This window comes from Timaviella obliquedivisa GSE-PSE-MK23-08B, from assembly GCA_019358855.1.
GTDB lineage: Bacteria > Cyanobacteriota > Cyanobacteriia > Elainellales > Elainellaceae > Timaviella > Timaviella obliquedivisa.
Window position 1 is genome coordinate 173232 of the sequence record JAHHII010000007.1, and the last position, 20780, is coordinate 194011.

General features: G+C 47.5%; 18 protein-coding genes. 7 read left to right on the forward strand and 11 right to left on the reverse strand.

All coding sequences use genetic code 11. The features are described 5' to 3' along the window. Positions 1–29 precede the first annotated feature (29 nt). A complete protein-coding gene (locus KME11_14485) occupies positions 30–848 on the reverse strand; it encodes a hypothetical protein (GenBank protein MBW4516414.1) in 819 nt (272 codons plus the stop codon). Positions 849–1038: 190 nt separating this feature from the next. Then, on the reverse strand, positions 1039–1851 hold the full coding sequence (locus KME11_14490; GenBank protein MBW4516415.1) for a WecB/TagA/CpsF family glycosyltransferase: 813 nt from the start codon (positions 1849–1851) through the stop codon (positions 1039–1041). 705 nt (positions 1852–2556) lie between these two features. Here KME11_14490 and KME11_14495 point away from each other — a divergent pair. Next, complete coding sequence (locus tag KME11_14495; GenBank protein ID MBW4516416.1) at positions 2557–3036, forward strand: ATP-binding protein; 480 nt, start codon at positions 2557–2559, stop codon at positions 3034–3036. Here the strand turns inward: KME11_14495 and larC are convergent. Further along, a complete protein-coding gene (gene larC / locus KME11_14500; protein ID MBW4516417.1) occupies positions 3001–4425 on the reverse strand; it encodes a nickel pincer cofactor biosynthesis protein LarC in 1425 nt (474 codons plus the stop codon). The two genes, KME11_14495 and larC, sit on opposite strands and share 36 nt — an antisense overlap. Before the next feature lie 42 nt (positions 4426–4467). Here larC and KME11_14505 point away from each other — a divergent pair, with 42 nt between their 5' ends. The 3 genes from KME11_14505 to KME11_14515 all read left to right on the forward strand — a co-directional run bounded on the left by KME11_14505 (position 4468) and on the right by KME11_14515 (position 7614). Then, on the forward strand, positions 4468–5106 hold the full coding sequence (locus KME11_14505; GenBank protein MBW4516418.1) for a threonylcarbamoyl-AMP synthase: 639 nt from the start codon (positions 4468–4470) through the stop codon (positions 5104–5106). A 462-nt stretch (positions 5107–5568) separates the two neighbouring features. Beyond that, positions 5569–6795 (forward strand): HetZ-related protein, encoded by a 1227-nt coding sequence (locus KME11_14510; GenBank protein MBW4516419.1) that lies wholly within the window; start codon positions 5569–5571, stop codon positions 6793–6795. 216 nt (positions 6796–7011) lie between these two features. Then, positions 7012–7614 carry an ABC transporter permease gene (locus tag KME11_14515; GenBank protein MBW4516420.1) on the forward strand — a complete coding sequence of 201 codons (603 nt, stop codon included), beginning with the start codon at positions 7012–7014 and terminating at the stop codon, positions 7612–7614. 430 nt (positions 7615–8044) lie between these two features. Here KME11_14515 and KME11_14520 read toward each other — a convergent pair whose 3' ends face one another. Continuing rightward, positions 8045–8743, reverse strand: coding sequence for an ABC transporter permease (locus tag KME11_14520; protein ID MBW4516421.1), 699 nt, complete (start codon positions 8741–8743; stop codon positions 8045–8047). Positions 8744–8995: 252 nt separating this feature from the next. On the opposite strand from KME11_14520, the gene KME11_14525 reads away from it, so the two are divergent. Continuing rightward, positions 8996–9286: a DUF3598 family protein gene (locus KME11_14525; protein ID MBW4516422.1), complete on the forward strand. Its 291-nt coding sequence runs from the start codon at positions 8996–8998 to the stop codon at positions 9284–9286. 129 nt (positions 9287–9415) lie between these two features. On the opposite strand, the gene KME11_14530 is transcribed toward KME11_14525, so the two are convergent. Together KME11_14530 and fba are read right to left on the reverse strand one after the other, a co-directional pair. Continuing rightward, positions 9416–9691 (reverse strand): HU family DNA-binding protein, encoded by a 276-nt coding sequence (locus tag KME11_14530; GenBank protein ID MBW4516423.1) that lies wholly within the window; start codon positions 9689–9691, stop codon positions 9416–9418. Between the two features lie 269 nt (positions 9692–9960). Then, complete coding sequence (gene fba / locus KME11_14535) at positions 9961–11043, reverse strand: fructose-bisphosphate aldolase class II (protein MBW4516424.1); 1083 nt, start codon at positions 11041–11043, stop codon at positions 9961–9963. 319 nt (positions 11044–11362) lie between these two features. On the opposite strand from fba, the gene KME11_14540 reads away from it, so the two are divergent. Further along, entirely contained in the window at positions 11363–13510 is a 2148-nt protein-coding gene (locus KME11_14540; protein MBW4516425.1) for a polyribonucleotide nucleotidyltransferase, read from the forward strand. 38 nt (positions 13511–13548) lie between these two features. Here KME11_14540 and KME11_14545 read toward each other — a convergent pair whose 3' ends face one another. Further along, complete coding sequence (locus KME11_14545) at positions 13549–14100, reverse strand: GNAT family N-acetyltransferase (protein ID MBW4516426.1); 552 nt, start codon at positions 14098–14100, stop codon at positions 13549–13551. Between the two features lie 67 nt (positions 14101–14167). Between KME11_14545 and KME11_14550 the strand changes: the two genes are divergently transcribed. Beyond that, on the forward strand, positions 14168–17395 hold the full coding sequence (locus KME11_14550; protein ID MBW4516427.1) for a DEAD/DEAH box helicase: 3228 nt from the start codon (positions 14168–14170) through the stop codon (positions 17393–17395). Positions 17396–17429: 34 nt separating this feature from the next. On the opposite strand, the gene KME11_14555 is transcribed toward KME11_14550, so the two are convergent. From KME11_14555 to pyrH, 4 genes are all read right to left on the reverse strand, one after another. Next, positions 17430–18080: a Uma2 family endonuclease gene (locus KME11_14555; protein MBW4516428.1), complete on the reverse strand. Its 651-nt coding sequence runs from the start codon at positions 18078–18080 to the stop codon at positions 17430–17432. A 68-nt stretch (positions 18081–18148) separates the two neighbouring features. Then, entirely contained in the window at positions 18149–19285 is a 1137-nt protein-coding gene (locus KME11_14560; protein MBW4516429.1) for a geranylgeranyl reductase family protein, read from the reverse strand. Between the two features lie 115 nt (positions 19286–19400). After that, positions 19401–19949, reverse strand: coding sequence for a ribosome recycling factor (frr, locus tag KME11_14565; GenBank protein MBW4516430.1), 549 nt, complete (start codon positions 19947–19949; stop codon positions 19401–19403). Beyond that, entirely contained in the window at positions 19936–20664 is a 729-nt protein-coding gene (gene pyrH, locus KME11_14570; GenBank protein ID MBW4516431.1) for a UMP kinase, read from the reverse strand. Before pyrH ends, frr begins: the two co-directional genes overlap by 14 nt. Positions 20665–20780 lie beyond the last annotated feature (116 nt).

Here is a 20780-nt window from a genome sequence, read left to right on the forward strand (position 1 = left end):
TATCACCCATTCTGGAGCTATTCCTGACACTAAGAGTGCCAAACTTTAGGTTGGGCGATCGCTTCAGACCGGTGAGGAGTGGCGATCGTCTGATTCTGGCTTCTAGAAACATAGGTTTCGGCAGGATATAGCTCAATGTGACGAAATAGGGCGATCGGATGGGTCGTTCGCCAGGTAAAAAACTCAACAGCAGCTTGTCCATCTGGCATAATTTTGACTTTAGGAGCCATATCAGTGGGCTGCTGATGTTTCCATTGCCATTCAGCCTGCCCTGGAACTGCATCAATTAACTGATGATGCCCCCAATGACAACGTTGACCCAATTTTCCAAACTCCTCCAGCCCTCGGCGCAAGAGAGAAGCCACTACAAAGGAGACGGCAGAGCGATCGCCCCTAATCGCTTCCATAAAATGACCCAAAGCTCCTTCTGGTTGAGGCGGTTGAGAAGCCTCTTTGCTGGCGATCGCGTTTTCCAACGCAAACGTTGTGCTGAACTGTTTAGGAACTGCCCAGACTGCTCCCAACCCATCATCTTTAAATTGATAGACATATCCCACCAGGCGCATCCCAGGTTTTAAGCTAATACCCGGTAGCTTAACTAGTGCAGCGCCCGGATTAACAGTGCTTACGACCCAACTGCCGTGGCAGTGAAGCTGTTCTGGAGATAGACTGCCAAACGCAAATATGCTGCTCAAGTTATCTACAGACGCAGGCTCGGGCAAATCATCAAAATCATCCAGCATTGCCCAATCTTGAAATTTTTGATCAACATCTGTCAGAGTGATTGTACTTTTAATGTACTGCCGCACCTGCTGAAGCGCTGCCAATGGTAGCTTTTGAATGGACATATAGAGGGCGTAATGCTAGCTGATACTTCTGCTAAAGCATAGTGTTCCCAGATTAGGCGGTGCTAGAGAATCTGACGAATGGAATACAACTCCAATTTGAAGCAGATTCAAAAAACAGAGTCATCGCTGATAAGTGACCCAATATCTCTATGCTCTCTTTCAACTCCGCTGGATAACTCTGCTAATGCCCTCAAATATCCATTACTTTACTTAAAGGATTATATTTAGCATCACTCTTAAGTGATGCCTCAATTTCCTTAAACGGGTCAGTGTAGAGATTAAACCTCTGCAAAATCGCTAGCCAAAAGAACTGAGGCCCCTCTACCAAATAACGTTTCCACAGCCTCCGAGGTTCAGAAAGTAAGCGATAGAGCCATTCCAAGCCCATTTCGCTAACCCACTTGGGAGAACGTTTGATATTGCCAGCCTCAAAATCAAGAGTCGCACCTACTGCCATAAAAATTTTGATCTTTTTGAATCTGCTTTTGTACTTATAGATGAACTTTTCTTGCTTAGGCGCACCAACCCCAACTGCCAAAACATTGGCATCTGATTGATTAATCAGGTCAATGATTCTCAAACACTCTTCCTCGTCTTGCTCAAAACCGAAGGAAGGAGAATGAACATCGACAATGATGGCTCGACCTGTTTTCGCATTAATCAGTCGCTGGGCTTGGGCTGCTACGCCTTCTCGAGCGCCCAGTAGAAAAATCTTGATGTCAGGATTGTGACGATGATGCCAGTAGAATGCGGGGAAAAGATCAGAACCTGATATTTTTTCCTTCAGTGGCACCCCTAGCAGCCTAGACACGTAGAACAAGATTTTGCTATCACAAGTTTTAAAGTCTGCTGAATGATAAGCCTCAAAAAACTCTTGATCTGACTGTAACTTGACAAGATGGTCAACGTTAGGGGTAAAGACGACCCCTCGAGTTAATGCCTCTAGGAGCTCTGCCATTGATACGTCATCAATGACTGCATTTAGTACTTTTACTCTACTCATTCAGAGTACCTCTCCCTTGGAAGCTCTTGACTAAAATTCTCTATAGATAAAAACTCTGGTATTGCTACCTGCTCAGATTTGACTAGTTTGCTAGACCTAATACAACCGCTTTTTGGAATAGAGCAAAAAACAAATTAGGTTCTACCAGACCTTAGTATCAATAATAGCAATTTTACCGATGTGCGCAAATATACTGAGATTGCTCTTAGGTATCTTCTCTTAGGTATCTTCAATGAAGTATCAAAACTGAGTGCTTGAGGTCTTAAGGCATATGCTTACAACGTTGGCATCTTACTTCTGAAAAGGCTAGTGGAATCACTGTAAGTTCATCGAAAAATTATGGCATCTCATAAAGCTTGGCTTTAGATCACGACTCTCCCATACAAGGTCTAAAGATATGACTCTTTTAGAGACTAAAGGAATTTTGAGAAATTGCTTTTTCAAAACTCTATATTTACCAAACCTTCATAAAAACTTTGTATCAATCTATTACTTTTAATATTTTAGGTCTTAGCCTCATAGCTTTATACCGCCCTGGACAGATGACATCTTTGGAGAGAATCTCGCAGAAAAAGGGTACTGAACTTAGCCTGGTTTCATATAAATCAAGAACGACTCTGATATCATAGGAAGTAAGGCTTAGAAAAGTTAAGCTAAGACGTTCGTGCTCCAGCCTATCTACTTTAAAGTTCTGAGGATTTTTGAGTGATTGCTACATCGATGCGTCCATTCAATCGCAAGTGGAGTACAGTTAGTTTTGCTTCCACTCTTCACTTGAGTCCTGTGCTAGAGCTACTCTTGGCAGATGTCCCCGCAAAGTGGCGACCGGATCTGCATCTAGGTTTGCAAGAGGCTTTAGTCAATGCGGCTAAGCATGGCAATAACTTAGATCCGAGTAAGACAGTATTAGTTAAGTTCTTTACGTTAAGTAATCAACGCTGGTGGATCATTGCTGACCAGGGCTCTGGATTTTCTCCGGGTTGTTGCTGCGTCTCTCAGGTGGACTCAAACAGCCAGGAGTTGGCTGACGTTGGTGAGTGTGGTCGAGGGCTTTATATTCTTCACCAGATCTTTGACCAGGTTCTTTGGAACAAACAAGGGACAGAGTTACGTTTATGCAAGGAAATGGGCAACCGAGCCAGGCTGCCTTTAGTGCGTCCGAGACAACTGATACCAAGCTTCTAGCGCTAGACGATGAATTTCTTGCCAGGGAATTTGGGTTTGGCGAGCTAGTTTTGCACAGTCTTCGTATTCTGGCTGCACGTTGAGGATTTTGCCCACGGCAGATTGCCGCGCAACTTTAACTCGAATAATTCCATGGTCGATCGCCACTTCTTGTATTTCTCTTTTCAACACAGTTCGCTGTTGGATAGTGCGGCGGATTCCCAGAGTCGTTGTCTCTTGAAAGACGATCGCCTCACAAGCTTCTACCTGCTGTGGCTGACAAATCACCGATAGCAGAATGCCAGGACGCGATTTCTTCATGCCGATCGCCTGGGTAAACACATCTAACGCGCCTGCCGCCAAGAGTGCCTCAAAGACGTAGCCAATTACTTGAGGGTTAACGTCATCTAGTTGAGTCTCTAGAACTGTGACCGATTCTTGTTGATCTTCATAAGCGGAAGGGTGTTGTTTAAAAGAGTTCACTTGAGCTAGCCTACTTTCGGTTTCACCAATCCAGAGCCGCAAAATGTTAGGAATTTCTAGATCAATGGAGCCTGCGCCTAATCCAACTTGCTGAAGGGTCATTGCTGGAGGTGCGCCAAATTGAACCGCTAAAGTGGTGGCGATCGCTGCTCCAGTAGGAGTGACCATTTCTCGATTAATACCATTGCTGTATAGGGGAATTTGTCGCATTTCCCATAGCTTTAGCACAGCCGGAGCCGGCACAGGTAGCCGACCATGCGCCGCCCGAATCGTGCCGCCGCCAATGGGTAAAGCTGAGCAATAAAGCTGGTCGATACCGAGCCAATCTAGTCCTAAGCAGGTGCCGACAATATCAACAATGGCATCAGTCGCTCCAACCTCATGAAAATGAACTTGGTTGGCAGAGATACCATGTACTGCGCCTTCAGCGATCGCCAAGCGACGAAAAACGTCCAAACTCCAAGTCTCTGCACGCTGGGGCAGGTTAGCAGATTGAATCAACTGCTCAATTTCGGGCAAATGCCGGATTAATGAAGCGGTTTCATGCCTCTGCTCGTGACTCTGCTCCTCTCCATGCTCGTGGTGCGGCTTAGGGTCATGGTGTGGCTCATGCTCGTGGTGTGGCTCAGGATCCTGAAGAGATTTACCTCCTTTCTGCCGCTCCTGCTTCTGCCTATCGTGCTGATGAGACTGCGCAAAGGTAAACTGGGGATCGCTGTTGTCAGACAAAGCTAAGTCTACGTGGACTTTTGTGGCTTGCTGCCCGTTGCGAAGAACCCGTTCTGCCCACAGCTTATATTCTGAGGCAATTCCCAACTGCCCAAGTTTCTCAATGAGATAGGTTAAAGGAACTCCAGCATGAACTAAAGCTCCCAGGCACATATCTCCTGCAATCCCAGTCGGACAGTCTAAATAAGCAACTTTCATACGCCCATTGCCTCACTAAGAGGTATTCAAAAAAAGGTCATCATGGCTACTGTTTACAATCTTCATCCCGATACGCCGCAAAATCGTCAGGTCGAAAAAATTCGGGATGCGTTGCGCAGTGGAGCCGTCATGCTTTACCCAACCGATACAGTGTACGCCATTGGTTGTGATCTCAATGCTAAGTCAGCAGTGGAACGGGTACGGCAAATTAAACAACTTTCCAGCGATAAACCCCTAACGTTTCTCTGTTCTTCGCTGTCTAATATTTCTGAGTATGCGCAGGTTAGCGATTCTGCTTACCGACTCATCAAGCGCCTGATTCCAGGGCCCTATACCTTTGTATTGCCCGCTACCAAGGCGGTACCGCGTTTAGTGATGAATCCAAAACGCAAAACAACGGGCATTCGAGTCCCTGATCATGTCATTTCTCAGGCGTTGCTACAGTCGTTAGGTAATCCTATTATTTCAACGTCGGCAACGACAGCCGCTCAAGCTGAGACGAAGATGTCACAGGCAGAGCTATTTGATCAACTCGACAAAATAGTAGACCTGATTATTGATGATGAACGAACCTCTGTGGGCTACCAAATGTCTACTATTTTGGATTTGACTGAGACAGAACCTCAGGTCGTGCGCCAAGGGCTGGGCTGGGAGGCGATCGCCGATTGGATTGAAGGATAAAGCCCCAAACTCAGGGATGAAGTTAACTTACTTACTTTCCCAGAAGGCAGGTTCCCGATCTCAGCAGAAATTGCAGCATCTTCACGAAAAAACTTTTTTTATGTTTCTTCTCAGTAGCCGGATTAAAAATTGCCCCTTTGGCTGCCCAACATTTTAAAGTTCTCATAAACAAGACAGTTGCCTGGGGAAGCCTTCTCACCAAAGAAAAATCATGATCTCAAGTTGGATTTTGGACATTTGCTTGCAGGTCTTTATTGGCGAATCAGGAAACCACCTAGAAAAGTGACATAGCTCAACCGAGGTTTAACCGCAGTTTCAAAAAAAAGCTTGTAGAAGAATTCATCAAGGCAGAAACAACTCTGCAAGTTTTGAGTTCTAAGGTTTTAAGCCGGGTTAAATGGCAGCACACATTGCCCCAGTCATTAACTCTCTTTTCGCCATGCATCCACCCGTAGGAAAGTTATGAATCTCGATACCAACACCCCCACGCCAAACGGCTCCGTTCATTCGCCTGTTGAGACACCGATCGCCGCTAGTGGTGACACAGTAGTTTCAAAATTAGCACAAGTTTTATTGACCGAATTTCAAACTGATTTGCCCAAGCCTTCTAGCAATGTCTGCTCGGTGATTACTCGGATGGTTGAGGAAGTAGAGCGAATTTGTGAAAAGAGCGATCGCATTCAAAGCTCTGGACAGGTTCAAAACTGGCAATTAACTTTAACGCGTCATAAAGTCCAAAAATGTTTAACTTATTACCGCTTAGGGTCAAAACACGGTCGAATAGAACTTCATAGCCATCTGAGCACGATGGTTTATCGCCACATTGTGCTGAGCCAAGCTCAAATGGGGTTTGGGGCACGTTATACCCTGATCGAAGATTTCTTACAAGGTTTTTATATCGAAGTCCTCAAAGCGTTCCGCCGCGAACATCAGCTTCCGGCAGACTATAGCCCCCGGACTCGCTTAGAACTAGCGGAATATATGGCATTTACTGAGCATTATGCAAAACGGCGTATTACCCTACCCGGTCGCCGCAGCCAGCAGTTGATTGTGTTAAGGGCACAGGGATTTGCTCACCGTCAGCCCCCTGAAACTTCGATGGATTTAGAAATGGCGATGGAATCGGCTAAGGGCGAAGAAGCTGAAATGCAGAGTCGATCGCCTCTGGCGCAGCAGCTTCGTGAGCACCTAGTAGCAGATGTGACTGATCCCTCGGATTCAGTAGTGCGCGATCGGGTCATTCAAGACCTCACTGAGTACCTGGAAGCACAAGGACAAAGTGATTGCGTCGATTATCTTGCCCTTAAGCTTCAAGACCTATCTGCCCCTGAAATTGATGACATTTTGGGGCTCTCTTGTCGGCAACGCGACTACTTGCAACAGCGCTTTAAGTACCATGTTGAAAAATTTGCCCGATCCCATCGCTGGCAGCTTGTTCATCAATGGCTAGGAGCCGACCTCGACCAGAACCTAGGGATGCCTCAGCAACAATGGGAAGCCTTTGTGCAAGAGCTTTCTGGTGATCAACAGCGGCTACTCACGCTCAAAGGGCGGCAAGTAAACGACTCAGACATTGCTAAAATCTTGCACTGCACTCCCAAGCAAGTTCATAAACGCTGGGTGCGGATCTTAGAATTGGCATGGCAAGTTCGCAACAATGCTGATCCCGTAAGTTCTAGTGAGAATTAACAGTCAAAAATATACTTTCATTAACTAGGACAGGAATAATAGCAAGTGTTGCCAGTTCCAACTATGGCAGTTGCTTAGGAAGAAATGAAAGAACAGTAAGTATCGAGGTTATGCTGAGATTTGCTGTTCTTTCTATACTAGTGGGGACATTAAGTGAGCACTTTTATTCAGGCTTATGATTACGCAATTAATCATGCTGATGACTTGTTAACCGCAATGCAAGAACACTTACTTCTGGTGCTTGTACCGATGTTAATAGGTTTGTTGCTAGGGCTGCCTTTAGGACTTTTGAGTGCGCGATCGCGCTTTGCTTCTATAGCTCTAATCAATACCTTTAATGGATTACGAGTTATTCCAAGCTTGGCAATTTTGTTTTTAGCAATCCCCTATTTTGGATTGAGCTTTCAATCGGCAGTTATTGCTCTAACACTATTGGTAATGCCTCCTATTTTGATGAGTACTGACATTGCTTTTCGTTCAATTGATCCAATGATTCGGGAAGCAGCTTATGGGATGGGAATGAGCAACAGACAAGTATTACAGCAAGTTGAAGTGCCTTTAGCGTTGCCAGTAATTTTAACGGGAATTAAAACAGCGGTGGTAGAAGTCATCGCTAGTGCTACGTTGGCAGCATTTATTGGGGCAGGTGGCTTGGGAATATTTATCGTCCGAGGATTTGCGTTGTACGATAATGCAATTCTACTGGTCGGGGCGATTCCTGTGGCGCTACTAGCATTACTTACAGAAATCACTTTAAGCGCACTCCAGAGAATAATTCAGCCTTTTCAAGGCAGTCTTTCTACCCCTCTTGCTGAGTAGTTTTTTTACATCAGTTTTTATTGCCTAATTTTTTATTACTGAGTCTTTTTTGTAACTTACTGATCAATCTAAATCAACATATCCTATAGCGGCAATATATACCGACGACAACAATTGATGATTTAGTAATTGAGAGGTTTCGCAAGAAGTTATTGGTATAGAAGATGATCCATTTGAATGATTATTGATTCTCAATCCATTGTTAACATTAAGGAGATAGAATACGAACAAACTGACCTAGCTCAAGTATTTTCTTCTACCATTTAATGTGGGACTTGTGTCACTATGCTTCCTGCCCAGCGATCGAGCTTGTCTGCGTACTTGAGAGGGTTTAATCTTTCGACTATTGGGTCTAGTTTTCGAGCCTGGATCCGTCATGAAATCGTTGATGACGATCCCTGGGATACAGAAACTTTGCATCCTTTGTCGTCTATATCTTCAGAAAAATCTGTCCTCGAAGAAACCGACCTAGAGGAGACGACCCCGGAGAAGACGACCCCGGAGAAGACGACCTTCTAGCAGGTGTCATCTTTTCCAATACCAGCAACAGCCCATTTAGGGTAAGCGCGAGGATCGTTACGGCGATCGCCCCTGCCCAAATTTTGTCAGCCCGTCCGGCTTGAGCAATTCCTTCAAATAAAAGAGTCCCTAATCCACCTGCTCCAAATTTTGCGCCAATGGTGCCAGTCGCGATCGCCACTACTGCGGCAATTCTAAGACCTGCCAGAAAAATCGGTAGCGCCAGCGGCACTTGAATTTGCCACCAACGCTGCCAGAGGTTCATCCCCATGCCTCGTGCTGCTTCTAGGATGGAAGGTTGAATAGACTGCAACCCAACCACTAAACTGCGGACTAAAATAACTTGGGAATATACCACCATCGCTACAATCACAGAACGGACATTTAACCCAAAAATGGGGATGAGTAAAATGATCAATGCCAGGCTAGGGATTGTGTAGAGAATGCCTAAACTTCCTAGAATGGGCAGATTGAGCCAGCGGTAGCGAATCACTAGCAAGGCTAACGGTAAGGCGATTAAAACAGCGATGGCAAGCGTTAGGATCGTCATGCCAAGATGAGCCAGGAGTAGGCTCCAAACCGTTCCAGGATACTTCAGAATGTAGCTCATCAGAGCATTCTAAAGCAAGGTGCGAAGAGTCGCACGGTAATTCAGCTTAGTAGAGTCATTAAACTCTTCTACACCCTGGTTGAGAATGAGACAATCAACAAAAGATTTTAAGATCTTCAAAAACTAGACAAAGTAATTCAATAATAATTCATTTAAAGCGCTTAATTTAAGACACTAATTGCAACAGGTTCTTGAACAGAACGAAGAACAACGCGATCGCGCCTTTAATGCTTCGGTTAGTCTAGGTAAACCATTGTCCAACCTTGCTTCAGCAATGCCAAAAAAGGTTTTATCAGGCTCCGGGTTCAACATGACGAGACTGGGCGATCGACCCTTTGTCGTTACCTTAGAGAGACACCCCAAAGCGCTGCATTAGAGTTTGAAATTGAAGGACAGGTTTATCAAACGTTACTCCTACCCGATGGCGCTTCCACCACTTGTCCAAAGCAAATTACTGGGGGAACCCCTTCTTTCGAGAGAGCAGTTGGTTGCGTCCGCCTGTCAGTCTCCCAAAGAGCTTGCCCATTGCCCGACAGCGGTTGATTCGTCGGTATGACGAGAGGGGTGAGTGGATAAGCGAAAGTGTAAAAAGGAGCCAGAGCTTATGACTGTCTGATGCTCTAACTCCCCTCGTCTATGGATTCCCCTCGTCTATAGATACAGTGATAAAGCCTACTCTGCCACCATTTCTTTAAACTGCTTCCCTGCTGAGAAGGCAGGAACGGTGGTTGCAGGAATTTGGATAGTTTGTCCGGTTTGGGGGTTGCGTCCATCTCGAGCTGCTCGTTGGCGAGGCTCGAAGGAGCCAAAGCCGACCAATGTCACTTTTTCACCCGCTGCCACAGCTTCCATGATGGAATCAATTGCAGCCGATAAAACTGCATCAGCTTCCTTCTTGGTTACTTCGGCTTTGGAAGCCACTGCATCAACCAATTCACCTTTATTCATACGGTTTGCCCCTTAGGGGTACATGAGAAACGTTTTGAATTGTAGTGTATTCTTTCCAAAATGAACGTCATTTGCAGAGAAAATACCCACTTTTTTATCGAAATTGAAAATATTCCGTTACACAGAACGCACCATCCTACTGAACATACTTTCTAAACTAATGACCCATCTCAAAATTTCTACTAAAAAAGCCGAGTCGCTCAGTGCCACTCGGCTTTATCGAAATGAGTTGATCAAACGTCAGCTTTGCTCAGGTTGCTGAATTGATGCTATACACCCAAAGCAGCCTTCGCAACTTTAGCTGCCAACTCGCCCTTGGCATACTTCGCTGCATAATCTTCTAGCGAAACTTGCTTAATTTTGCTGGCGTTGCCTGCGGTGCCGAACTCTTGATAGCGATCGCTGCACACTTTTTGCATGTACTTAATCGATGGCTTGAGGAAGTGACGGGGGTCAAATTCCTTGGTGTTTTGCGCCAAGGCTTCGCGCACTGCGGCAGTAATGGCTAAGCGGTTATCGGTGTCGATGTTGATCTTGCGCACACCGCTCTTGATGCCCTTTTGAATTTCTTCAACAGGAACGCCGTAGGTTTCTGGAATGGTACCGCCGTATTGGTTGATCAGCGCTAGCAAATCTTCGGGAACGGAGGAGGAACCGTGCATGACCAAGTGGGTGTTGGGCAAGCGATCGTGGATTTCTTGAATGCGGCTGATAGCTAAAATTTCGCCCGTAGGTTTGCGGGTGAACTTGTAGGCTCCGTGACTAGTGCCGATCGCTACTGCCAAGGCATCAACTTGGGTTCTTTCGACAAAGTCAACTGCTTCATCAGGGTCGGTCAACAGCATGGAGTGATCCAACTCACCCTCAAACCCATGACCATCTTCGGCTTCGCCTTTACCCGTTTCGAGAGAACCGAGGCAACCCAGTTCACCTTCAACGCTGACTCCAATAGCATGGGCGACTTTGACGACTTCTAGAGTTGTCGAAACGTTGTAATCGTAGCTTGCAGGAGTTTTAGCGTCTGCTTGTAAGGAGCCATCCATCATGACACTGCTGAAGCCGTTCTTCATAGCAGAGTAGCAAGTGCTAGGCTCGTTGCCATGGTCTTGGTGCATGACTACAGGAATGTGAGGATAGGTTTCGATCGCCGCCAAAATTAGGTGACGGAGGAAGTTTTCACCAGCATAGTTACGAGCGCCCCGTGATGCCTGTAGGATGACCGGGCTATCCGTTTCATGTGCAGCGTACATGATGGATCGAATTTGCTCTAGGTTGTTGACGTTAAATGCAGGGATACCGTAGCCATTCTCGGCGGCATGGTCCAGCAGTAGTCGCATTGGCACTAATGCCATAAGAAATTCCTCCTAATTTGGTGTGATCAACGGGCGCTTTTAAAACACTCAATGCTTACGACAATCTTAAGACAGATTGCCCCTCAGGTGAATCTGATCTTTTTAACCTAATGATTCAACCTAAGGATTCTCAGGCTGAATCTCCCTCGATCTGTAGTAAGTCGTAATGTTAAGTATAAATGCTTAACTGCAAACTTCTGCTAAAAAATGTATCAACGTTTAGCGTAAATTGTGCCCTCAGATCCTTGTTAGAAGATGAGTGCTACCATAGCCTGAGAAGAAAAAAAGGACATAAGTAATAAGGATTGAGCGCTTCATGGTGAATGAAATAACAAAGTCAATATCCTACGCTGGAAGGGATATTAGGCTCACCGTAGGTCTGCTTGCACCGCAAGCAGGCGGTTCTGTGTTGATTGAATCGGGCGAAACGTCAGTACTAGTGACCGCTACAAGAGCTGCTGGACGTGAAGGAATTGATTTTCTACCGCTGCTCGTAGACTATGAAGAACGCCTTTATGCAGCCGGTCGGATTCCGGGTGGTTTTTTGCGGCGCGAAGGTCGTCCGCCGGAGCGAGCAACGCTGATTAGTCGGCTGATCGATCGCCCCATGCGTCCCCTTTTTCCAGGGTGGCTGCGGGATGATATTCAAATTGTTGCAACCACAATGTCAATGGATGAAGCGGTTCCGCCAGATGTACTGGCAGTTACAGGTGCTTCGATCGCCACTTTGCTAGCCGGAATTCCCTTTTATGGACCTATGGCAGCTGTCCGAGTTGGGCTAGTAGGCGATGACTTTATTATTAACCCAACCTATGCCGAAGTTGAATCAGGCGACCTAGATTTGATCGTAGCTGGCTCTCCTGATGGCGTAATCATGATTGAGGCTGGTGCAAACCAACTGCCTGAGCAAGATGTGATTGAAGCGATCGACTTTGGTTATGAAGTCGTGCGTGATTTGATTCAGGCGCAGCGCGACCTGATGGCAGAGTTGGGAATTGAGCTAGTCACTGAAGAGGCTCCCGTTGTTGACCCGACTCTAGAAGATTTTATTACCGCCCGAGCCACAGATGCAGTCAAGCAAATCCTGGCGGAGTTTGAATTAACGAAGCCTGAGCGGGATGAAAAGCTAGATGGGGTCAAGGCGACAATTGTGGATGCGATCGCCGAGTTATCTGAAGAAGATGCGATTCGGGTCGCGGCTAGTAGCAATCCTAAAGCATTAGGCAACACGTTTAAGAGCGTCACCAAAAAGCTGATGCGCAAGCAAATTGTGGACGACAATGTGCGGGTTGATGGACGCAAACTTGATCAAGTTCGTCCTATTTCTTGCCGTACTCAGGTTTTGCCGCAGCGGGTTCATGGCAGTGGACTGTTTAATCGGGGGCTGACCCAAGTCTTGTCGATCGCCACTCTGGGTACTCCTGGCGATGCCCAAGACATGGATGATCTGCATCCTGATGAGCATAAGCGCTATATGCACCACTACAACTTCCCGCCATACTCAGTTGGAGAAACTCGCCCCATGCGATCGCCTGGTCGGCGCGAAGTGGGTCACGGTGCTCTAGCAGAACGCGCTTTAGTTCCCGTCCTTCCTCCTAGAGAAGCATTCCCTTACGTTCTCCGCGTTGTTTCCGAGGTTCTTTCCTCCAACGGGTCTACCTCAATGGGTTCAGTGTGTGGCTCTACTTTGGCACTGATGGATGCAGGTGTTCCTATCACTAAGCCCGTTAGCGGTGCAGCCATGGGCTTGATTAAAGAAGGCGAAGAAGTCCGAATTTTGACCGATATTCAGGGCATTGAAGACTTCTTGGGCGACATGGACTTTAAGGTGGCTGGAACCGAAACAGGCATCACTGCCTTGCAAATGGATATGAAAATCTCTGGCTTGCCCCTAGAGACGATCGCGGCTGCCATCACTCAAGCTAAGCCTGCCCGAATGCACATTTTAGAGAAAATGCTAGAAGCGATCGACAAGCCCCGTGAAGAACTGTCGCCCTGGGCACCTCGACTCCTGACCATCAAAATTGATCCTGAGTTTATTGGCATGGTGATTGGGCCTGGCGGTAAGAATATTAAGGGCATCACCGAGCAAACTGGAGCCAAGATCGACATTCAAGACGATGGCACCGTGACGATTTCGGCAGTGGATGGGAGCAAGGCAAAACAAGCGCGCGCCATTATTGAAGGCATGACTCGTAAGCTGAGTGCAGGCGATGTCTATGTGGGTCGTGTGGTGCGGATTATTCCGATTGGCGCATTCGTAGAATTCCTGCCTAATAAAGAAGGCATGATTCATATCTCTCAGCTTGCCGATTACCGCGTGGGTAAAGTGGAAGATGAGGTGGGAATTGGCGATGAGGTGATCGTCAAAATCCGTGAAATTGATGGTCGGGGGCGAGTGAACTTGACCCGATTGGGAATTCATCCTGATGAGGCAACTGCGGCTAGAGAGGCTGCTGCTGTCTAGAACAGAAAGTTTAAGCAGAAAGTCTACCGCCGATCGCATTATTCCAACGCCCGATACATAATCACGGCATCTGCCTTCTTTCCGTCGATGAAGTTAACGGCGTTGGGAATAGTTCCAACAATCGAAAAATCTAGGGATTTCCAAAGGTTAAGGGAGGGAGTATTGGTCGAGAAAATGACATTGAACATGACGGCGGTATAGCCTTTAGCACGGGCGATCGCCAGCATCGTTTCTCCCATATATCGTCCAATCCCCAGCCCTCGCGCTGAAGGTTGTACAATAAATCCAGCATTGCAGATATGGCTGCATCGTCCGGGGAAGTTAGGTCTAAGATAGAACGCTCCCCAAATCTTCTCTCTCAAGTTTGTTCTTCCTGCCGAATCGTCCACTAACCTGACGACAAATGTATCTTGACTCATCCAGTAAGCTGCAAACTCCTCTTCACTCAATGGCTGCGCTTGCGGATAGGTTTGTCCTTCAATGATGACTATGTTAAGCAATGCTCTAACATCTTCTTTTTCATCCCCACTCATTTCGTCGAGCTCAATTCGAGTGCCGTCTTTAAGAGTTGTCTGAATCGGTAATTGCATTGTCTCGTCTTCCTGAATCTCACCGTTGTTCTCTAATCTCAGACCGCTCTAAGGATTTAGACCCAGCATGGCAATTCTACACGGCAGTTGGATTTCCCAATCTCAGGCTTCCGAAGCTGCGGAGCATTTCTTTGTTTGGGGAGAAACCTGGCGCAGAATTGACCCCATCGAGATCCCGATCGCATCTTCCAGTATTCCTCATCCCTTTGCAATGGCTGAGGAGGAATTGCGGGAGTTACTGCGATCGCTCCACGCCGCTCAATCTCTCACCTGGGATGTTGCCGAGTTTCCGCTGCAAGAATTAGTCGCCGCCGGACAACCTGGCACTCGTAAACGGAAGACAGCACCCCTCGCTTCTGCGGAGGCTTCTAGGCGATGGCAGGCGATCGGGTTTACGGTTCCCACTCAACGGTTTGAGAATACTGCTCTTCCTCAGCATTCTGCCTCCAGCGAAGAAGATGCTCATCTTTCTTTAGATCTGTTCTCATGGCAAGTTCAGGGGATACGGCTAACGGCGATCGAAGCATTGCAGTTTCTCCAATCTCTTCCCTTAAGCTCGGTTTTAGATGATGAGAATTCTTGGCTAGGCGATGACTTGCGGTTCTGGTCACACATTGCGCGATGGCAGTTAGATTTGTCGGCACGCGCCAAGTTTTTGCCAATTTTAGAAAACGGGGTTGTGCGGTGGCAAGTGTTGTTAGATAGCGCGATCGATCAGGCACATTTTGATCGATTTTGTCGGCAGATGCCAGGAGCTTGTCGGGCGTATGGAACGACTGCGGATCATGATTCAGAACTTGATGTCTCGATCGCGCCGTCGCAAGGGTTAATTTTTGATTTTTTGAACAGCACGATCGCGGCACAAGTTCGGGCGATCGCTGTCCAAACGCCAGTGCCAAGCGCGATCCCCAAAGATTTGCCCCTACGCGAATGGCTGCAAGCGTTAGGACAAAAATCAATGGAGGAAAAAAGTGAGCGCCTAGAGTCTGCTCTAGCTCAATGGATTGAGCCACTTCAGCAGCATCTCACCCCACAACTTGCCTCTTTCCGCACCTGTTTTTATCTGAATCCGCCTGCACCCGGACAGAGCGAATGGATGTTGGAATACTTTTTACAGGCGATCGATGATCCAGAATTTTTAGTTGGCGCTCGCACAGTTTGGAATAACCCCGTTGATCACCTTAAGTACATGGGGCGATCGATCGAACAACCTCAAGAAAGCTTGCTGGCAGGTCTGGGGTTAGCTTCTCGTCTGTATCCGTTGATAGAACCTAGTTTGCATGTGCCGCAGCCCCAGGCTTGTCGGCTGAACCCGATGCAGGTTTACGAGTTCCTTAAGTCAATGGCTTGGCGGTTGCAAGACAGTGGATTTGGCGTAGTTTTGCCGCCCAGTTTGTCTAATCAGCAGGGCTGGGCAAACCGTTTGGGGCTAAGAGTTCAGGCAGAAACCCCAACTCTCAAGAAAAATCAGCGCTTGGGCTTGCAGAGCTTGCTGAATTTTAAGTGGGAACTGACCATCGGCGGACAGCGCTTATCGAAAGCAGAGTTCGATCGCTTGGTCGATTTGAATTCGCCCCTCGTTGAGATCAACGGCGAGTGGGTAGAGCTACGGCAGCAAGATGTTAAAGCAGCACAGACTTTCTTTGAGAGCCGCAAAGATCAGATGGCGCTTTCTTTGGAAGATGCCCTGCGGATTAGTACGGGCGATACGCAAATGGTCGAAAAGCTCCCAGTAGTAGGCTTTGAGGCAAACGGTGCCCTGCAAGAACTGATTAATGCGCTGACTTCAGGCAATCAAAATGTAGAGGCGATCGCCATTCCTGATACCTTTCAAGGGGAGTTGCGTCCATACCAAGTGCGAGGTGCATCCTGGCTGGCGTTTCTAGAGCGCTGGGGCTTGGGCGCTTGCTTAGCAGACGATATGGGATTGGGCAAAACAATTCAACTGATTACCCTAATGCTACACCTAAAGGCTGAAGCGGTCTTAGAGCATCCGACGCTATTGGTTTGTCCCACTTCTGTGCTCGGCAATTGGGAGCGAGAACTGAAAAAGTTTGCGCCTAGCCTAAAAGTGATGCTGCACCATGGCGATCGTCGTCCTCAGGGCAAAGCGTTTGCCAAAGTCGTCAAGGGTCAAGATTTAATTATTACCAGTTACTCCCTGGTTCATCGAGATACGAAAGACCTGCAAACTGTCAAATGGCAAGGCATTGTGCTGGATGAAGCACAGAACATCAAAAACTCAGAAGCCAAGCAATCCCAAGCCGTCCGCCAACTCGAAACCCAGTTCAGGATTGCTTTAACGGGCACCCCCGTTGAAAACCGCCTGTCCGAACTCTGGTCAATTCTCGATTTCCTAAACCCTGGCTACTTAGGACCGCGCAACTTCTTCCAGCGGCGGTTTGCTATTCCCATTGAGCGCTACGGCGATACGGCTTCATTACAGACCTTACGCGGACTCGTTCAGCCCTTTATCCTCCGTCGTCTTAAAACCGATCGCTCCATCATTCAAGACTTGCCTGATAAGCAAGAAATGACGGTATTCTGCGGTTTGACGGCAGAGCAGGCGGCTTTATATCAGAAATTAGTCGATCAATCTTTGGTCGATATTGAATCAGCAGAGGGAATCCAGCGCCATGGGTTAATTTTGGCGTTGCTAGTGCGATTGAAGCAAGTTTGCAATCATCCAGGTTTACTGAAAGGCGGTTCCCCCAAAGGTGAATTGGGAGACACAGCGCTTCAGGTGCATTCAGGAAAGTTGCAGCGTTTGGAAGAAATGCTTGAAGAAGTTCTCGCAGAGGGCGATCGCTGTCTGATTTTTACGCAGTTTGCCGAATGGGGAAAATTGCTTCAGGCTCATCTGCATCAACGCTTCAACCGAGAAGTGCTGTATCTCTATGGCAGCACTTCTAAAAAGCAGCGCGAAGAAATGGTCGATCGCTTTCAAAACGATCCCCAGGCGCCCCGCATCTTTATTCTTTCCCTTAAAGCGGGTGGTGTGGGCTTAAACCTGACTCGTGCCAACCATGTCTTCCACTTCGATCGCTGGTGGAACCCGGCAGTCGAAAATCAAGCCACCGATCGCGTCTTCCGAATTGGACAAACCCGCAACGTGCAGGTGCATAAGTTTGTTTGCACTGGCACCTTAGAGGAGCGCATTCACGAACTGATTGAAAGCAAAAAGGCGCTGTCTGAACAAGTAGTTGGCGCAGGCGAAAGCTGGTTGACGGAATTGGGAACCGATCAGCTACGGAGCTTGCTACTGCTCGATCGCACGGCAGTGATTGAAGATTAGGCAACTAATTTGGTGCAGACCGCTCAAAGCTATCTCAAGCCTGGTATTTTTTAGTATCCTGCTGTCGCACCCATTGGCGAAAGTTGATTTCTGCAGCTACTTCGTCGAGTAAAGCTGTTTCTAAAAACTGGTAGAGATCAGTTTTCTCCGTAATGGGAAATATGGGTGAGCGATCGCACTCGACATATCTCCCATCTTGCAGCTTCAGGATATTCCATAGATGACCATTAAACCGCCAAAACTCTTGCACGCCCATCATGGCATAGAGCGTGTTTTTATTGAGATCCGTATTAGTAATATCGACTTCTACGACTAAATCGGGCGCTGGGTCAACATTCAAGTTAATTTCATGATCAGCCACTAAAGAGCAGTTTTGGATGTAGTAACCATTATCTGGCTCTGCACTTTTGAGTAAATCTTCTCGCTCTAATGTGGTCGATCCCATTGTCTTGATTTTCATTCCCATCTCAACCACAAGAATCAAGATAAACCGCTCAATCAATCTTGCAAAGCGCTCATGTCCTTCCAAGGGCATGGTAATTTCTAGCACTCCATTATCGTAGGTAAAACGGGCATGAGTGCGCTCAGTTAGCAAACATTTAACCTGTCGAAAGGAGTGCCAGTCGAGATCTCGAAAAGTCAAACGCTTTTCACCGATGAGTTTGGGAGGAGGGCTGAACAGCATCAAAATTACCGCTCTTTACTTGGAGCTTATTTTAGCTTGTAACTAGCAGCTTGTCGTTTAACCGTTTTTCAGCCCCCCATTCCTGGAATTAATCCAGAACTTAATCGCTTTAACGCCCGATTCGCCACATCGGCGTAGCGCAATTCGCCACACAGCACTTTAGCCATTTTCTCAGAGGCAGAAGGACGTTTGATTCCTACCTTGTACGCTACGCCAGGAACCCGATAGAACACGCTTGCGAGCCGTTGCGCCCACGCCATATCCTCACCCCATTCGGTGTTGATAATGTTGGTGTATTCCTCTAGAGCGTTGGCGTTCCCCGCGATCGCCCCATCAATTGCCTCTGCCGCTTTAACTCCTGTAAAAATTGAAGGACGAATTCCCTCAGCAGTCATCGGATCAACCACACAGGCAGATTCTCCGACCAGCAGCGCGTTCTGAGTATGCAGCTTTTGGTTCCCATCCCATAAACAGATAGGATGCCCGTACTGTTTGGTCGTTTTCATATCGATGCCAAATAAGGTGGCGTATTCTGCCAAAATGGCTTTGAAGTCTTGCTTTTGGTCGCCCCCCCGGAAGGTGCCGATGCCAATCGAGTAACCATCAGCTTTAGGAAAATTCCAAATATAGCCATTTTTGACCATCCCAAACTCAAAGTGAACGGCTTGAGTCCCGGTAATTTGTGCCGAAGCTTCAGCTTCCAGCGCCCCGGCAAGACGGCGTTTGCGGTCTTTAAACCCTAGCCAATTTGCCATCATGCCTTTAGCGCCATCGGCAGCCACAAGGTAGCGACCTTCAACGGCACCATCAGCGGTATTAACTAGCCAGCGATCGCCCTGCCACTGAATCCCCTTAACTTCGGTGCTGTCTCTTAGCTCTGCGCCTTGCTCCTGAGATTTTTGCACCAGAAAATGATCAAAATGATCGCGCCGCACCAGCCAAATCGGTTCCGTATTTTCCAGGTTGGCATCGACCGGATCGCCCATTTTCCAGGTAAAACGAAGGGACGAGACTTTGAGAGAAATGACGGGCGAGAAATCAAAGTCAAACCATTGGGCGACTTGAGGCGAAACACCGCCGCCGCAGGGCTTGTAGCGAGGTAAAGACTCTTTTTCTAGAATGAGGACAGAGCGTCCTTTTTTTGCTAGATGGTAGGCGGCAGAACCGCCTGCTGGCCCCGCGCCCACAATAATGCAGTCGTACATTCAGCTTCACTCCTAAGTGCGCCAAGTTTACTCGGTTTTTTGCAACTGCCCTCTTCCTACGGAAAAGGGCGGTTCCAACCGGAAAGTTTTCAAAAGGATTAAGTACCCTTCACATTTAAAGCGTCATAATGTCCTTCTCTTTTTCACCTAAGACTTGGTCAACCTTGCTAACATACTTATCGGTCAATTTTTGGATGCCGTCTTGCAAATCACGGGATTCATCTTCAGGCAAGTCGCCCGCTTTTTCTTGTTTCCTGACTGCATCAACGGCATCTCGGCGGATGTTGCGGATGGAAACTTTGCCCTCTTCGGCAAATTTGGCGGCAACTTTGACCAGTTCTTTACGCCGATCGCTCGTTAAAGGCGGAATATTGAGCCGAATGGTAGAACCATCGTTGTTGGGCGTTAAACCAATGTCAGACAGAGAAATCGCTTTTTCGATGAGTGCCATCGCGCTGCGATCGTAGGGCTGAATGGTAATGGTACTAGAGTCAGGGGTGTTGATGCCCGCAAGCGACTTCAGCGGGGTTGGAGTGCCGTAATATTCTACAGAGATGCGATCGAGGATGGCGGCATTAGCGCGCCCAGTACGAATCGTATTGAAGGAGCGTTGAGTAGACTCAACTGCCTTCTGCATATGGCTTTCAACTTCAGATAATTTCACAAGACTCTCCCACGAACGTTCCAATTGATTCCCCTAGCAAAGCTCGACGCACATTTCCTGGAACAGAGAGGTCGAACACAATAATAGGGATATGATTATCTTTACACAGAGAGATCGCCGCTGTATCCATCACTCGCAAATCTTGGGTGATGGCATGATTAAAGGTCAAGCTTTTATAGCGTTTAGCATTAGGGTTGACCTTCGGGTCTGAGTCATAGACCCCATCAACCTTAGTGGCTTTGAAAACTACCTCAGCATTAATTTCTGCCGCTCTGAGGGCTGCGGTAGTGTCGGTTGTGAAGAAGGGATTGCCTGAGCCTGCACCAAAAACGACGACTCGACCTTTTTCCAGGTGACGGATGGCGCGACGGCGAATGTAAGGTTCTGCGACTTCTTTCATTTCGATCGCAGACATTACGCGGGTGGGAACGCCATCGCGCTCTAGAGCATCTTGAATCGTCATGGCGTTCATGACGGTCGCGATCATGCCAATATAGTCTGCGGTTGCCCGATCCATCCCAGCGGCTGCGCCTTTGACCCCTCTAAAAATATTGCCTCCCCCAACTACAATCGCAATTTCTACGCCCTGTTTTGCAATGTCTTTCACTTCTTGGGAAATGCCTTGAACAATGATAGGGTCGATTCCGTAGGCGAGATCGCCCATCAATGCTTCACCGCTTAGTTTCAGCAAGATCCGCTGGTAAGTTAAGCCCATGTAGTGTTGGTTCTTCTAGCTCTAGAGTTCTCATTCAACTAAAAGATAACAGCAGAAAGATATTTTGCAAAACTGTGGGGCTTTATACGCCCGTTTTTGTAACGTGAACTTGATTA

What these genes read in the sequence shown, in the direction of transcription:
- KME11_14520 (MBW4516421.1), bottom strand. Translation starts at nt 8,743, where the DNA reads ATGAGCTACATTCTGAAGTATCCTGGAACGGTTTGGAGCCTACTCCTG.
- KME11_14485 (MBW4516414.1), bottom strand. Translation starts at nt 848, where the DNA reads ATGTCCATTCAAAAGCTACCATTGGCAGCGCTTCAGCAGGTGCGGCAG.
- KME11_14505 (MBW4516418.1), top strand. Translation starts at nt 4,468, where the DNA reads ATGGCTACTGTTTACAATCTTCATCCCGATACGCCGCAAAATCGTCAG.
- KME11_14515 (MBW4516420.1), top strand. Translation starts at nt 7,012, where the DNA reads ATGCAAGAACACTTACTTCTGGTGCTTGTACCGATGTTAATAGGTTTG.
- pyrH (MBW4516431.1), bottom strand. Translation starts at nt 20,664, where the DNA reads ATGGGCTTAACTTACCAGCGGATCTTGCTGAAACTAAGCGGTGAAGCA.
- KME11_14555 (MBW4516428.1), bottom strand. Translation starts at nt 18,080, where the DNA reads ATGCTGTTCAGCCCTCCTCCCAAACTCATCGGTGAAAAGCGTTTGACT.
- fba (MBW4516424.1), bottom strand. Translation starts at nt 11,043, where the DNA reads ATGGCATTAGTGCCAATGCGACTACTGCTGGACCATGCCGCCGAGAAT.
- KME11_14510 (MBW4516419.1), top strand. Translation starts at nt 5,569, where the DNA reads ATGAATCTCGATACCAACACCCCCACGCCAAACGGCTCCGTTCATTCG.
- KME11_14550 (MBW4516427.1), top strand. Translation starts at nt 14,168, where the DNA reads ATGGCAATTCTACACGGCAGTTGGATTTCCCAATCTCAGGCTTCCGAA.
- KME11_14545 (MBW4516426.1), bottom strand. Translation starts at nt 14,100, where the DNA reads ATGCAATTACCGATTCAGACAACTCTTAAAGACGGCACTCGAATTGAG.
- KME11_14490 (MBW4516415.1), bottom strand. Translation starts at nt 1,851, where the DNA reads ATGAGTAGAGTAAAAGTACTAAATGCAGTCATTGATGACGTATCAATG.
- KME11_14530 (MBW4516423.1), bottom strand. Translation starts at nt 9,691, where the DNA reads ATGAATAAAGGTGAATTGGTTGATGCAGTGGCTTCCAAAGCCGAAGTA.
- larC (MBW4516417.1), bottom strand. Translation starts at nt 4,425, where the DNA reads ATGAAAGTTGCTTATTTAGACTGTCCGACTGGGATTGCAGGAGATATG.
- KME11_14560 (MBW4516429.1), bottom strand. Translation starts at nt 19,285, where the DNA reads ATGTACGACTGCATTATTGTGGGCGCGGGGCCAGCAGGCGGTTCTGCC.